The sequence below is a fragment of the Vibrio sp. KUL78 genome, assembly GCF_059725505.1.
This window is the reverse complement of the sequence record NZ_AP045837.1, coordinates 1,730,676-1,745,514: the sequence shown is the minus strand read 5'-3', so window position 1 is coordinate 1,745,514 and position 14,839 is coordinate 1,730,676. Positions and strand designations below refer to the sequence as shown.

Below are 14,839 nucleotides of genomic sequence, written 5' to 3'. Positions count from 1 at the left end.
AAGTAGCATTTTCAAGCGACAATAATACTTCAATTAACAAATCAAGAACAGGGTAGTAACCTTACCCTTGGTTGGGTTTTTGACCATTTATTTCAAAACTTTGAAGTTTGTTACACGGAGAACTCGTAACAATGGCAACTCAGAAGCTAACAAAAGCAAGGCTTGTACAAATAATCGTCATGATGACGGTGTTAATTACAGCATTTAGCTACCGCACCATGACCCACTCTGATGGGAAAGTAGTCAACTGTGAGGCAAATGAGCCTTGCGCGGTAAGTGTTGGGGAAAAAACCATCACATTTTTGTATCAAGGTGATTCAAAAGTGCTAAGCGTCACAAAATCAAAAGATTTAACAATTGACGTCCAAAATATTGAGACTGTGTTAAATGAATCGTCTAAAGAATCGACAATTCATGGGGTAAATCTTCCAGCAGAGATCAAAGTTACCGACAGAAATGGCGAATCCGTTCTAGTTCAATATCAGTAACCTTAGTTGGATATCTACTGCAATTTTTAGCCCATGGTAGCCATAACTTTGTCTGGGAGGCCAAAGTATTTTTGGTTACCATCGGGTTCAAGTAGCAGACAATGAGTAGAGCTTGTGATCAACGCCGGATCCATTGTGGTATAAACCACCGTCTTGTCCTTGAGTGCACCACTAAATAGCCTATTCAGATAGCTCGCATGTTCATTCTCTACACCGACAAAAGGCTCATCGATAATGAACAAGTTCTGAGACATATCTCCTAGTCCTATCGCAATTCTCAGACGCTGAATAACGCCGCTCGGCATATTCTTTAGTACTTCGGTATTGAGGTTGCTATCTAGTCCATCTGGGAACCATTTATGAAGTTCTAATAACTTAAAGGTGTAGAGCATCTGGTCAGTAGAGACGACGCCGTTATGCAGAACATAGTTAGAGCGAATTGACCCCTCGAACAAATGCATATCAAATGGTATGAAGTTGATGGCTTTTCGATATCGAAAGTTGTTGAACTGCTTGATGTTGTAGCCATCGATGTAGACAGCACCTTGATAACGCTCTTCTAATCCAGCGATAACCATAAGTAAGGTGGTTTTTCCGCTACCGGCAGGACCCGAGATGGCGGTTTTGCTGCCAGGCGCAAGCTTGAAACCAAGATTCGTCAAACCTGTCTGGGCACCTTGATAACGATGGGTAATCCCGCTGCCAACCACCTCACCATAAAATTTGCGAATCGGTGGGCTTTTCTCAAGAGAAGTCTTGTCGTCGTTTAATGACATCAACGCATTAATCTGCGCTGCAGATGATTTAATTGTTTGGAACTTGGTGATTGAGTTGTATATACCCATGATAGGTCCTAGCGCCTTCCAAACCAGTATGACAGTCGCCAGCATAGCACCAGCATCTGAATTCCCATCCATCACTGTGATAACGGCAGTCACGATAGAGGCGGTACCGATTGCTTGAATAAGCCCGCCACCAATAGCTTGAATCTTACTGTTGGTCATCGCGACGTGAGCGGCGTCATTTGAGCTTTGCTCGTGCGACGCGTTAAAGCGCGACTGGATAACTCTCAGAAGCGGAAGACCTTGAATTGTATTGATGCCTCTTAGTAACTCATTCCACTGATAAGAGACCATCGCATTGGCTCGAGAACTATTCGCGGTTGCTTGAGAGTAGATGTAACGTGAATAGATACAGAACACGATCATTAACAATATGCCCGCAAGCACTGTTAGCGCGGCATAACCTGATAGGATCGTCACGGCCAATATGAATATGACGATAAACGGCATATCAAAGTAACTTAATGTTGCCTCTGCTGTGACCAATTTTCGGAACTGGTCTATATCCTTAAGACGCGCTAACTGGGACGATACGCCGGCAGAGGAAGTCATAGAGTAGGGAAGCCACAATAGTTTAGATATGACGTTACGTGATATGTGTACTGCTAAGTCTTGTCCTGAAGTGGCAAGGATATTCATCCGTACCTTTTTAACCGCATATTCAGCAAAGCCGAGAAACACAGCAAATAAAGTTAGCCAATAAAGCGTTGGCTCAGAGCTAGACGCTAGAGCGAAATTGTATACGCTCATGATAAAGAAGGGCTGCAACGCACCAAATATATTGATCACCAAGGAGAGAAAGACAAGACTCTTAAACTCATCGTTATAGCGATAGAAAGCGTACTTTATCCAGTTCGACTTATCTTGAGACTCCGGCGGTGGTTCACGGAACAGTTTTGAGTACTCAGAGATCACCGTTGTAGAGAACGCTTTTCCCTCCAAAGGGATGGTCACACTATTATTGTTTTTATAATCGAAAAGGGTGCCTTGACCATTTTCAACAGACATCAACACAGCTTCAAGTTTATCTAGCTCTATAAAGCAAGGCAGATGAAGGGAGCCGATATCCTCCAACGTCGCTTTATCTTGCTTTGTGGTCCTGCATTGGTAACCCAATCTAGTTAGTGTCGACTCAAAGCCCTCTACATCCTTCTCTCCTGGTATAAACGCATCAGATAACAGCTCGGGCGTGCCTTCCCATTCCATCGCGATCAGGGTGTAGGCCAAACCTCTTAATAGAGGGGAATGACTGTATCGTTCCTGAAATTGAGCAGACTCAAAATCATGTAAACGCTCAGAGATGTTGTTAAAGTCGACAAGTATACTCATGCAGCCACCATCTCGTTGGTCAGACGAATCGATTTGAGACCGTACTTCTTACTGTCTAGTTTATTACTGACAATCAGAAGAAATTGCTGATTCGCTTTCGGTACCAGACTTGATATCACTCGCTCTCCGAATGCAGAGTCGAACACGGTGTCGATATCATCAAGAATCAAGACTTGCTTTTGGCTCAGCATGGCGCGGACAATGAGTAAAGCGTACTGAACCTGACGAGAGACTGGGGCATTCTTATGACCCGTTAACTGGGTATAGAAACCGTCGGTCAATGCATCAATTTCACTCTTGATACCGAGGTTTTTACACAAGGTGAACGCTGCGCTATTTAGGATAGGTCGAAAACAAGTGAGGTTATCTATGATGGTTCCCTCAACAAATGTGCTGTGTGAATCGACACGATGCACTGCCTCTCGCCATAGGTGATAGTGAAGGCTTTCCAGTGGTCTGCCACTCACCAATATTTGCGAAGAGTCGCAAACAATATCACGCGTCAGGCACCGAGTAATATGACTCTTGCCTGTTCCAGAGTTACCTTTAATGACCGTTGGTTTTCCCAACTCGAACAGCATCCGCTGCCCAGAGGCAAGCTTGACCTCAATATTATCTCCAACGCCTTGAATAGGAATGAGCTTAGAATCCGACTCAGTAGGGGTGTTCACATCTCTTTGCTGTTTGTACTCTAGCTCTAACAGCTCAGTGACATTCTCTATGTGTAGTTTGTTGAGTTTCCAACGACCTATGGTTCTCATTACTTGCTGATAGGGAGCGAAATATCGGTTAGTCAGCATAATGATGGCGGCCATCACACCTTGACTTGCCTCAAGGTTTATCACGGAAACCGCGAGTAGGACGACGACACAGGCTATAGAAAGCTGTTGAATAAGCGCGAGCACTAGGTTGAACTCAGACTCTAAGTTTTCATACTCGATGTTTTTCTTTTCTCGAACCCGAACCATTTCTGTCATCAGGCTTTCGAGGCGGTATTCCATGGTGCGACTTTTGTTGTCCAATGGGCTAGAGACAATCTCAATGATCTTTGAGTTGGTGAGTCCTTCTATTTCTGACTTTTCTTCCAAAGTCTGTATCTTTTTGTCTGAGATTCGACGTGCAGCGTAGTAGAGCACAAGAGATGCCACTATAAGAGTTAAACCGGCCCCGAAATTAATGAGTCCAATAATGACGATTGTGATAATACTGACAACCGCATTGATAGCAGCTCGAACAGTTTCGCCACCAAAGAAGCTTTTTATCTCAGGAATCGTTGAAATACGCTCAAGATACTGACCTGGCTCTAAACGATTAAACTTGCTAATTTCGGCTAAACAGACAGATTTAAAGACTCGATTCGTTAAATCACTTTCAAAGTCTTTCATTAACGTTGAGGTAATCACTTCCTCTTGTTTTTTGAGCAAATAATCAAGAAATATCGCTACGAGTATTATCGCGAATAGCAGGGATAGGGTGTCCTTGGCTTGATTGGGAAGCACTCGGTCGAAAATAATCAATATTGAGAAAGGCAACACTAATGCAAACAGTGTCGACATTATCGTCGAAAACGTTAGATACAAGGTATCGGCTGCGGTAATTCTCTGTTTGAAGTGTTCATTGCTCATGCTAGTCGTTTCCTAAATCAGTTCTTTAGGTGCTCGGGTATTACGTCGCTCTCACGAATTGTCGAGGCGTTGACCATAAGATCCATGATTTTCTCAATACTTAATGGAGATAGATTCCCAACGGTCTTGTCCAACCGTATCGACTCAATAACATAGTCATACTTTGCACTCTCATAATCCCTTATGGCATTAAATAGCTTACTCTCCGCTGCTAGAAGGTCGGTTAGGGTGCGAGTCCCTAATTCGTAAGCTCTCTTGATCCCATTGTAGGAAGAATAATTAGCGCGAATAATATTTTCGAAGGTGAAGATGGATTGAGAAAAGTCGTTAATGTTAAGAACAGACGTTTCTAGATCGTTCTTAACGGTATTTCTGGTATCTAACAGAAGTAACTCATTCCGCTCTATCGTCTTTTCGTTCTTTTTATAGGCATAGTAATCCGAACCGCCCGTTGTAATCGGCACAGTAAGTGTCAAACCGAGTGATTTAGAATCACTGATACCCGTTGCACCTGGTGTAGTGATCGGATCGAAGTTGTTGGTATCATCATGTCGGTAACTGGCATTGGCTGCTACGCTAGGGGCGAAATTAGAACCTGTTTCTTTTAAGGTTCTGAAACTACGCTCCAGCGTTTTTTCTGACACAATGATGTCGTTGTTGTATTGCATTGCTTGAGTGAGCAGGTCATCTCGCTTATCGAGCGTAATTTCTGCCAACAATAGACTGCGCTGCAGATCTTGTGTTGGGATGACAGGATACTGAGTTAATAGCTCTAGCGTATTCAATATCACATCTTTATCTTTGCCGAGAGTTCGAAGTCGGTTAGCAATCCCTTCCTTTTGTGCAACCACTTCATACAACTCACTCGCTGCTACATTTCCTAACTCAACGTTTCGTTGCATTTGTTTGAGTCTTGCAAGAGAGGAGTCTAGCTCTGCTTTGGTAGCACGAGTTTGGGCACCGTTTTTTAAAAACTCAAAGTACTGAATGGCGATCTCTTGGATGATTTCTTGCGTTTTTGCCTCGTTTTTTATCTCTTCGATATTAAAGTCTAGCTTCGCTGTACCGTATTTATAGATGTCGGCTAGGTTGAACAGACTTTGACTAAGCGAGACACTATAGCCGTGATCGTTATAGCTATTCGTAGTGTCATCAGTGCCACTCAATACAGTACGATTCCCACTCCAGGTGCTTGTCGCGTTCGCAGAGATTGTAGGAAGAAACTTCGAACGACTAACATCAATGTTGTACTCGTTCTCTTCAACGCCTTTTCGACTAGCGATAAGAGACACATTATTATTGAGGCCAATCTGAACAGCCTCTAAAAGGGTTAGCGCATATCCATTAAAGGGTAAGAGACTAACCAGAGCGACATTAACTAATCTTCTGATAGGCCACATACTTCTTGATCACCTTCAATATTTCATCACTTTTATATGGCTTACTAATAACGTAATCCATACCTGCTTCAATACACGCCTTGTGTTCTGCCACACTGGTTAATGCAGTCGCACCAATAATGGTAGAAGGCGTTGATACATCGGTTTCTTTTTCATGTTCACGTATAAGCTTGGTAGCTTGAATGCCTCCCATGCCGGGCATGATACAGTCCATAAAGATGATATCGGCACGCTGGCTTTTAACCCATTCGACCGCTTCTGAGCCATCGCCGACCGTGTCCGCGTTGTACTCTTGCTTCATCAAGATACGTTTCAGCAAGAACTGTTGAACCTTGTCATCCTCAACGATCAAGAATGAGCTGTTCTCTAAGGTCTCCTCCACGGACTCTGCTTCAAGGGCTTCACGAAGGTTAGGGATAAATTCATGAGGCAGGATTGGACTAAAGAAGACCTTGTCGACAAACTCATGTGTGCTCTGGGCGAGCTCAGAGGTACTCGATAGCAAAAACAGTTTGGTGCTAGTCGATTTGAGGCGAGAGCTCAGTGTTTTGCTGAATGGCGCTATTTGAATACCTTCGATTGCATCGGTGATAATAATCCCGTCGACTTTGCTTTCTTTCGGATTGAGTCTGAATAAGTCATTCGGATCTTCACTGATTTCAAATGTCGCACCAGCCTTGGTTAAGGTCGTAGAAAGAATATCGAGCGATAGGGCACCGGAACTACAAATCACCAAGTGTTTCCCCTCTAATGTACTTGAATTAGGGGCGTAGTAGCTCTGCGCCTCTAAATCAATATCAACTTGAAACAGACGCTGTTTACCAGATTCAAACCATCTGGAAGTAAAGTGACCGACATTTCCAAGAATAGACTTGGTCCACTCATCATTGCTCCCCACAGAATCCGCACGCTCTGTCCAATGAAGCGAGTCAACCTTTATCATTTTTACATTAGTGGTAGTCAGAAAGAATAGTGACAACGTAACTCTAGATTTATCAACATCTTCAGAATTTCCCGTCTCGATTTTCAAAAGAACGTTGCGCCCACTTTGAACTTGAATCGCATTTGAGAGTTTTAGGAACAACATCCAAAACAGACTCGTTTGGTGACCAAGAACTAAGTTTGGGATACTGCCAATAAAGGCACATTCCAAAGAGAGGTCCTCGCGCTGCAGTTTAGATTTAACATGAATCGTTAACTCAGACACAACATCAAGAAAGGAGAAAGCGCTACTGCTCTTGTCACGCCCCTGAGACAGCAATCTATTGTAGTTCTCAGCTAACTCAGAAAGCGTATTGGCAGCAGAAGTGATATCTTGCGCAAGCACTGCTGTATTCTCATCTGCATCTTGCACTAGGTAATGAATACCGCCTTTGATGGTATTGGTAATGCCGCGAATCTCATAACCGATGAGACCGTAAAGCTGCTGATTTAGGTCGGCATCTTGTTGCTGTTTGTCTACTTTCTCATGCAAAACACGCAGTTTCGAATAAATGCTTCTTTCGACAGGGTCGATATCGGTGGTATTAAGTATTTGGTCAATTCTAGGGGAGTCTAACTCGTCAAGCCTGTCGGCTAACGACTCAAAACTGTCATTCACAGACTTACGGGCTCGCATCGTCTTCTTGAGTCGATTCCACCCGCCAAGGACGACTGAGATCGCGATAACAGAGAGCAGAGGGAAAATAGCGATGATCACGTTGACCGACGTTTTCATTGTGTCTAGAACGTGTTGATGTTCCACAAAAAATAGATCATCGAATCGGTTACGGATTTCCACATAATTCGTATTTAGAGCTTGCTTTAGTTGTCTATACTCGAGCTCACCAACATCCAATTTAGAGAAGAAACGATTAATCGCCACTTGCAAATTACTATACTCAACAGCGCCCACAAGGCTCACTTGCTTTTTATCTAGCGCTGCTATCGCTTTGAATGAATTCAGCTCTAACAGGACATCATTTAGGTTTGCGCGTACCTCTTCACATTGCTGAGTATCAAGGCAAGAATCTAGTATCAAAATAGTACGCTCTAGCTGCAAATTAAGCTGTTCGGTCTGACGAATGAGAGGAGTTGAAAAAATGGATTCGTTGTTCGAGGCGGTCAAATATTGAAAAGAGAACCAAGCCCCAATGGCAGAAAGGCATAGTAAGAATACTATGCCGAGTTTAATGATTGGGAAAGTATAAACTTTATATGGCTTCTTCATGCATCACCGCTCATCGAATGCATCCTCAATGGCTGACATCACTGGCTTAGCCGCATATTCAATGACTCGCCGATCGCCGGTTTTAATGTCGGCCGTAAACTCCATAAAGGGCGATAGGCTATATTTTGTTCCTGAACGCTCTAAGAAGTCATGCTCAATGGTTATTTTTGCGAGATAGTATTCTGTTTCCTCTTCCTCATAAGACGATCGACTAATCGAAGTAATCGTACCTGGCATAAAGCCATACTTAGCAAAGTTGTAGGTATCAAACTTCAGCTTCACCTCTTGTCCTACTTCAACAAACCCCATTTCCTTTCTAGGTATTTTCGCTTCACCATGCAGGCGATTATTGAGTGGGGCGATATCAGCGATACTCTCACCAGGAGGGACTACCGCTGAGCGAAAGTTAAAATGCACCTTATCTACAACGCCATCCACTGGAGAATAAACGATCAAACGATCAACTTTGTCAGAGTGCTGAGGTTGTTGGATTCTTTTAATTTCTAGGTCTTTGTTCGCCTGAATGATCTGAGACTGGTACTCGGAGTTTCGATTGACGATAAGGTCAGTGAGTTGCTTACTTAGTCGAGCGAGTTGAAAGTCTTCATTCATTAAAGACTCATCTAAGTTCTCAATCTCACGAACCATATTAGATTCCTGTACTTTCATATTCAGCACATCAACATATGACGCCATTTCTTCTTTGTAGAGCGTTTCTTTGATTTCTAGCTGCTTTCTGATGAGCTTCAATTGATTAAGAGAGCTTACACGCCGCTTTTTCATCGACGCGATTAACGTCTCTTTGTGCTCAATGTCATGCTGAATCAATACTTCAGCAGATACGTTCTTATCATTTTCATGTCTCCACGTAGTTTGGTTTACACGCACCAAATCAGGAAAATTACTGTACTCACTAAAATCAGGCTCTGTTTGCGATATAAGATGCTGATACCGTAAACGATCCATCTCAAGTTGGGCTATTTCTGTGTTGGCAGTCGTTAACTGAGAGTTGCGCTCGATAGCTCTGAGTCGAGCAATAGGCTGACCTTCATAAACAATATCTCCTGGTTTAACGAGCATAGAATCTAAGATCCCACCCTCAAGGTGTTGCACCTTCTCAATATCGGACTCAAGAAGCAGTTCCCCTCGCGAAGAAACGACGATGTCGATCCTAGCCTGAGATGCGATGATAAGTAGCACTAGAACAATGACGAATGTGAGCAGTAAGGTCTTATGCACCGTCGTCATTGCACTTTTGATTTCAACAGCTTCAACGTAATCTGACTCAGACTTTTCGCTGTTTTTTATCAGCGCGTTCTTAATGTGATGCTCGATGTTACTTTTACTCACGATCGCCCCCCCGCTGATAGAAAACTAAACTTTCCTACTAGAATATACGCTGGATCAGTTGGTTAGATTAGTTTTGTGTACAAATATCGTTCATCAATAGCTAAGTATATAAATGGTCACTTTTCAAAAAAATTTCCTTGTTTATCTGTAGTTTGTAGGGCCATCCCAAAAGCCTTAAAGAAGCTTAAATATGAGGTTCGTGATCAACGTCTAAACTTTTCTCTAATTTTTACCTCAGAAATTCTTGTCTTTTGTTTCTCATCTCCTTTACTGCCTAACATGAAAGTGTCTGATTTATAAGCTCGCGTGGCAATGGAGGCAACATGGCTGACAATAACGAAAACAACCCTCTCAATGATGCAGTCGAACAGGTCGAGACGGGTAATGATGGAACAGAGCAGCAGCAGGCTCAACAAAACCAACAAAACACTATTGCAACAACTATCGCGACAGGGGCAGATGCAGCGGACGCTGCCGACGATGCGAATCAGGCCATGGAAGATAACCCGAGCGGAGCAGGGTCATCAGACGATCCCGATGCCACCGGGGGAGCTCAGTCAGCACAGCCAGTAGATAGTGAAGCAGCTTCTTCCGAGGGAGCTCAATCAGGTGTTGTCGATAGCCAAATGGCAGACTCCGGAGTAGGTGCTGATTCTGGAGCTGGCGGCGGAGCGGCCTCTGGAGCCGGAGCACAAAGCGTTGGCGGGCAACAATCTGAGGGGTCTGATGGTGGCGCTGATGCAGAGGGACAAACACAACAGGCAGGATCCGCACCGCAAGCAGCTGCCGCGTCTCCTGCTGCTGGTGGCGGAGCAGATGATGGATTCGACACTCAAACAGATAGCGAAACTTTTGAAGTCAATGTCTTAGATGATGCCGAGCAAGCAAACCTAGCTCAAGAACGTCAAGATGATGATTTCGACTCAGAAACAGTTTCTCAAACCTTCGAAATTCAAGTAGAAGACGTCAATGATGATGCAGAAGTCGAAGACGTTGCTTATACGATCCAAGAAGATGGCTCATTAACCTTTACTGACGAGCAGCTTCTCGCAGGTGCTTCTGACATCGACGGGGATGATCTATCTGTCGCGGATGTCAGCTACTCAGGCACAGATGGTGTATTTACCGACAATGGCGATGGCACCTACACATTTTCACCAAACGAGAACTTCAATGGCGAAGTCGACATCAGTTTTTCCGTGAGCGATGGTACTTCGACAACAGAAGCAAATATTGATGTTACGGTCGAAGAAGTTAACGACATTCCTGTAGCGGGTTCAACCACTTACTCAGTAAACGAAGATGGCATCATCACCATTTCTGACGACCAATTGCTTGCTAACTCAAGTGACGTCGAAGGCGAGGTGAGTGTTAGCGATGTATCTTACTCAGGCACGGATGGTATCTTCACTGATAATGGTGACGGTACCTACAGCTTCGCTCCAAACGAAAACTTCAACGGTAACGTATCGCTTGATGTGACTGTTGTTGATGAAGACGGTGCAACAGCGGATACCACTGCGGGTATTGATGTCATCGCAGTGAACGACGCACCAGTCTCTGGTGGCCTGGCTTACTCAGTTGACGAAGATGGGTCGATTACACTGTCTCAAGAGCAATTGCTATCACAAGCCACTGATGTAGATGGCGATGATCTCACTGCAGCTAACCTAAGCGCAGGTGATAACGCAACGGTTACGGCTAACGAAGACGGCTCATTCACCATCACACCGGATGCAGACTTCAATGGTGACATTGACCTCAGCTTCGACATCTCTGATGGCACCGACACCATTGTCGCGAATGCTGACCTGACTGTTAATCCAGTGAATGACGCCGCGGTTGTCGAAGATGTGGGTTACACCATTCAAGAAGATGGTTCGTTGACCTTTACTGATGAGCAGCTTCTTGCAGGCGCGTCAGATATTGATGGCGACGACCTATCGGTAGCGAATGTCAGCTACTCAGGTACAGAAGGTGTGTTCACCGACAACGGTGATGGCACGTATACCTTCGCGCCAAACGAGAACTTCAACGGTGAAGTGGACTTGAGCTTCTCAGTAAGTGACGGTACAACCACCACAGAAGCTAACATTGATGTGACGGTTGAGTCGGTTAACGACATTCCTGTTGCGGGTTCTACTACTTACTCAGTGAATGAAGACGGTATTATTACCATCTCTGACGAGCAACTTCTAGCGAACAGCTCGGATGTAGAAGGTGAAGTCGCTGTTGATGATGTGTCTTACTCAGGTACAGACGGTATCTTCACTGATAACGGCGATGGTACTTACAGCTTCGCACCAAATGAAAACTTCAACGGCAATGTATCGCTTGATGTGACGGTTGTTGACGAAGACGGTGCAACGGCAGGCACCACTGCAGGCATTGACGTTATTGCAGTCAACGATGCTCCAGTCTCAGGTGATTTAGCTTACTCAGTCGACGAAGATGGTTCGATTACTCTGACTCAAGAGCAACTTCTGTCTCAAGCGAGTGATGTGGACGGAGATGATCTAACAGCAGCTAACCTAAGCGCGGGTGATAACGCCACAGTCACTGCTAACGAAAATGGTTCATTCACTATTACGCCTGACGCGGACTTCAATGGTGACATTGACCTCAGCTTCGATATCTCTGATGGCACCGACACCATCGTGGCTAATGCTGACCTCACTGTTAACCCAGTGAATGACGCAGCAGTCGTCGAAGATGTGGGTTACACCATCCAGGAAGATGGCTCATTGACCTTCACTGATGAGCAGCTTCTTGCTGGCGCCTCTGACATTGACGGGGATGACCTGTCAGTCGCTGACGTGAGCTACTCAGGCACGGAAGGGGTGTTCACTGATAACGGTGATGGCACCTATACCTTCGCACCAAATGAGAACTTCAATGGTGACGTCGACCTAAGCTTCTCAGTAAGTGATGGTACCATCACAACGGAAGCCAGCATTGATGTGACTGTAGAGTCGGTCAACGATATCCCAGTGGCAGGTTCTACCACATACTCAGTCGATGAAGACGGCATCATCACTATCTCCGACGAGCAGCTTCTAGCGAATAGCTCTGATGTGGAAGGTGAAGTTACGGTAGATGATGTGTCTTACTCAGGCACGGACGGTATCTTCACTGATAATGGTGATGGTACCTACAGCTTCGCTCCAAACGAAAACTTCAACGGTAACGTATCGCTTGATGTGACTGTTGTTGATGAAGACGGTGCAACAGCGGATACCACTGCGGGTATTGACGTCATCGCAGTGAACGACGCACCAGTCTCTGGTGACCTAGCTTACTCAGTTGACGAAGATGGGTCGATTACTCTGACTCAAGAGCAATTGCTATCGCAAGCAAGTGATGTGGACGGCGATGATCTCACTGCGGCTAACCTAAGCGCGGGTGACAACGCTACGGTAACAGCAAACGAAGATGGTTCATTCACCATAACACCGGATGCTGACTTCAATGGCGACATTGAGCTCAGCTTCGACATCTCTGATGGCACCGACACCATCGTGGCCAACGCAGACCTGACTGTAAATCCAGTCAATGATGCCGCGGTTGTGGAAGATGTGGGTTACACCATCCAAGAAGACGGTTCGTTAACCTTTACTGATGAACAGCTTCTTGCAGGCGCGTCAGATATTGATGGCGACGACCTATCGGTAGCGAATGTCAGCTACTCAGGTACAGAAGGTGTGTTCACCGACAACGGTGATGGCACGTATACCTTCGCGCCAAACGAGAACTTCAACGGTGAAGTGGACTTGAGCTTCTCAGTAAGTGACGGTACAACCACCACAGAAGCTAACATTGATGTGACGGTTGAGTCGGTTAACGACATTCCTGTTGCGGGTTCTACTACTTACTCAGTGAATGAAGACGGTATTATTACCATCTCTGACGAGCAACTTCTAGCGAACAGCTCGGATGTAGAAGGTGAAGTCGCTGTTGATGATGTGTCTTACTCAGGTACAGACGGTATCTTCACTGATAACGGCGATGGTACTTACAGCTTCGCACCAAATGAAAACTTCAACGGCAATGTATCGCTTGATGTGACGGTTGTTGACGAAGACGGTGCAACGGCAGGCACCACTGCAGGCATTGACGTTATTGCAGTCAACGATGCTCCAGTCTCAGGTGATTTAGCTTACTCAGTCGACGAAGATGGTTCGATTACTCTGACTCAAGAGCAACTTCTGTCTCAAGCGAGTGATGTGGACGGAGATGATCTAACAGCAGCTAACCTAAGCGCGGGTGATAACGCCACAGTCACTGCCAACGAAGACGGCTCATTCACCATCACACCAGATGCGGACTTCAATGGTGACATTGACCTCAGCTTCGACATCTCTGATGGCACTGACACCATCGTGGCTAATGCTGACCTCACTGTAAACCCAGTGAATGACGCAGCAGCCGTGGAAGATGTCGGTTACACCATCCAAGAAGATGGCTCACTAACCTTTACTGACGAACAGCTTCTCGCTGGCGCATCAGATATTGATGGCGACGACCTGTCTGTTGCCGACGTGAGCTACTCAGGTACAGAAGGTGTGTTCACCGACAATGGTGACGGCACGTATACCTTTGCGCCAAACGAAAACTTTAATGGAGAAGTCGATTTAAGCTTCTCTGTGAGCGACGGTACAACCACCACAGAAGCCAATATTGATGTGACGGTTGAGTCGGTCAACGACATTCCAGTTGCAGGCTCAACCACGTACTCAGTCGATGAAGATGGCATTATCACTATCTCTGACGAACAGCTTCTTGCTAACAGCTCAGACGTTGAAGGTGAGGTTGCCATTGACGATGTCTCTTACTCAGGCACCGACGGTATCTTTACTGACAATGGTGATGGTACTTACAGCTTTGCACCAAATGAAAACTTTAACGGCAACGTATCGCTTGATGTCACTGTTGTTGATGAAGATGGTGCAACGGCCGAAACAACAGCTGGCATCGACGTCATCGCTGTTAATGATGCACCCGTGTCGGGTGACCTAGCTTATTCCGTTGATGAAGATGGTTCTATTACTCTTACCCAAGAGCAACTTCTGTCCCAAGCTAGTGATGTGGACGGTGATGGTCTGACTGCGGCTAACCTAAGCGCGGGTGATAACGCCACAGTGACTGCTAACGAAAATGGTTCATTCACTATTACGCCTGACGCGGACTTCAATGGTGACATTGACCTCAGCTTCGATATCTCTGATGGCACCGACACCATCGTGGCTAATGCTGACCTCACTGTTAACCCAGTGAATGACGCAGCAGTCGTCGAAGATGTGGGTTACACCATCCAGGAAGATGGCTCATTGACCTTCACTGATGAGCAGCTTCTTGCTGGCGCCTCTGACATTGACGGGGATGACCTGTCAGTCGCTGACGTGAGCTACTCAGGCACGGAAGGGGTGTTCACTGATAACGGTGATGGCACCTATACCTTCGCACCAAATGAGAACTTCAATGGTGACGTCGACCTAAGCTTCTCAGTAAGTGATGGTACCACCACAACGGAAGCCAGCATTGATGTGACTGTAGAGTCGGTCAACGATATCCCAGTGGCAGGTTCTACCACATACTC

Annotated in this window: 7 protein-coding genes (1 of these 7 running past the window's edge); 2 read left to right on the top strand and 5 right to left on the bottom strand. The window is 45.4% G+C overall.

All coding sequences use genetic code 11. The features are described from left to right. Positions 1–131: 131 nt before the first annotated feature. A complete protein-coding gene (locus tag AC6I8Y_RS08120; RefSeq protein WP_394154084.1) occupies positions 132–488 on the top strand; it encodes a hypothetical protein in 357 nt (118 codons plus the stop codon). A gap of 26 nt (positions 489–514) precedes the next feature. Here the strand turns inward: AC6I8Y_RS08120 and AC6I8Y_RS08115 are convergent, their stop codons facing one another. From AC6I8Y_RS08115 to AC6I8Y_RS08095, 5 genes are read right to left on the bottom strand one after another with little or no spacing between them, the layout of a single operon-like run. Then, a complete protein-coding gene (locus AC6I8Y_RS08115; protein WP_234496018.1) occupies positions 515–2,659 on the bottom strand; it encodes an ATP-binding cassette domain-containing protein in 2,145 nt (714 codons plus the stop codon). Beyond that, on the bottom strand, positions 2,656–4,284 hold the full coding sequence (locus tag AC6I8Y_RS08110; RefSeq protein WP_394154082.1) for an ABC transporter transmembrane domain-containing protein: 1,629 nt from the start codon (positions 4,282–4,284) through the stop codon (positions 2,656–2,658). Before AC6I8Y_RS08110 ends, AC6I8Y_RS08115 begins: the two co-directional genes overlap by 4 nt. A 17-nt stretch (positions 4,285–4,301) precedes the next feature. Next, positions 4,302–5,684, bottom strand: coding sequence for a TolC family protein (locus AC6I8Y_RS08105; protein ID WP_394154080.1), 1,383 nt, complete (start codon positions 5,682–5,684; stop codon positions 4,302–4,304). Further along, positions 5,659–7,893 (bottom strand): ATP-binding response regulator, encoded by a 2,235-nt coding sequence (locus tag AC6I8Y_RS08100; protein WP_498021386.1) that lies wholly within the window; start codon positions 7,891–7,893, stop codon positions 5,659–5,661. The genes AC6I8Y_RS08105 and AC6I8Y_RS08100 overlap by 26 nt, the downstream gene beginning before the upstream one ends. 3 nt (positions 7,894–7,896) lie before the next feature. Beyond that, entirely contained in the window at positions 7,897–9,243 is a 1,347-nt protein-coding gene (locus tag AC6I8Y_RS08095; protein WP_394154076.1) for an HlyD family type I secretion periplasmic adaptor subunit, read from the bottom strand. Between the two features lie 323 nt (positions 9,244–9,566). On the opposite strand from AC6I8Y_RS08095, the gene AC6I8Y_RS08090 reads away from it, so the two are divergent. After that, positions 9,567–14,839, top strand: the 5' portion of a protein-coding gene (locus AC6I8Y_RS08090; RefSeq protein WP_498021385.1) for a tandem-95 repeat protein. 23,977 nt of this gene lie beyond the right edge of the window; 5,273 of the gene's 29,250 nt are visible here — the first part of the coding sequence; the start codon lies at positions 9,567–9,569; the stop codon falls past the right edge of the window.

Bases quoted from the DNA above. Each gene is read 5' to 3' on its own strand.
- AC6I8Y_RS08115 (WP_234496018.1), bottom strand. From the start codon at position 2,659: ATGAGTATACTTGTCGACTTTAACAACATCTCTGAGCGTTTACATGAT.
- AC6I8Y_RS08110 (WP_394154082.1), bottom strand. From the start codon at position 4,284: ATGAGCAATGAACACTTCAAACAGAGAATTACCGCAGCCGATACCTTG.
- AC6I8Y_RS08105 (WP_394154080.1), bottom strand. From the start codon at position 5,684: ATGTGGCCTATCAGAAGATTAGTTAATGTCGCTCTGGTTAGTCTCTTA.
- AC6I8Y_RS08120 (WP_394154084.1), top strand. From the start codon at position 132: ATGGCAACTCAGAAGCTAACAAAAGCAAGGCTTGTACAAATAATCGTC.
- AC6I8Y_RS08100 (WP_498021386.1), bottom strand. From the start codon at position 7,893: ATGAAGAAGCCATATAAAGTTTATACTTTCCCAATCATTAAACTCGGC.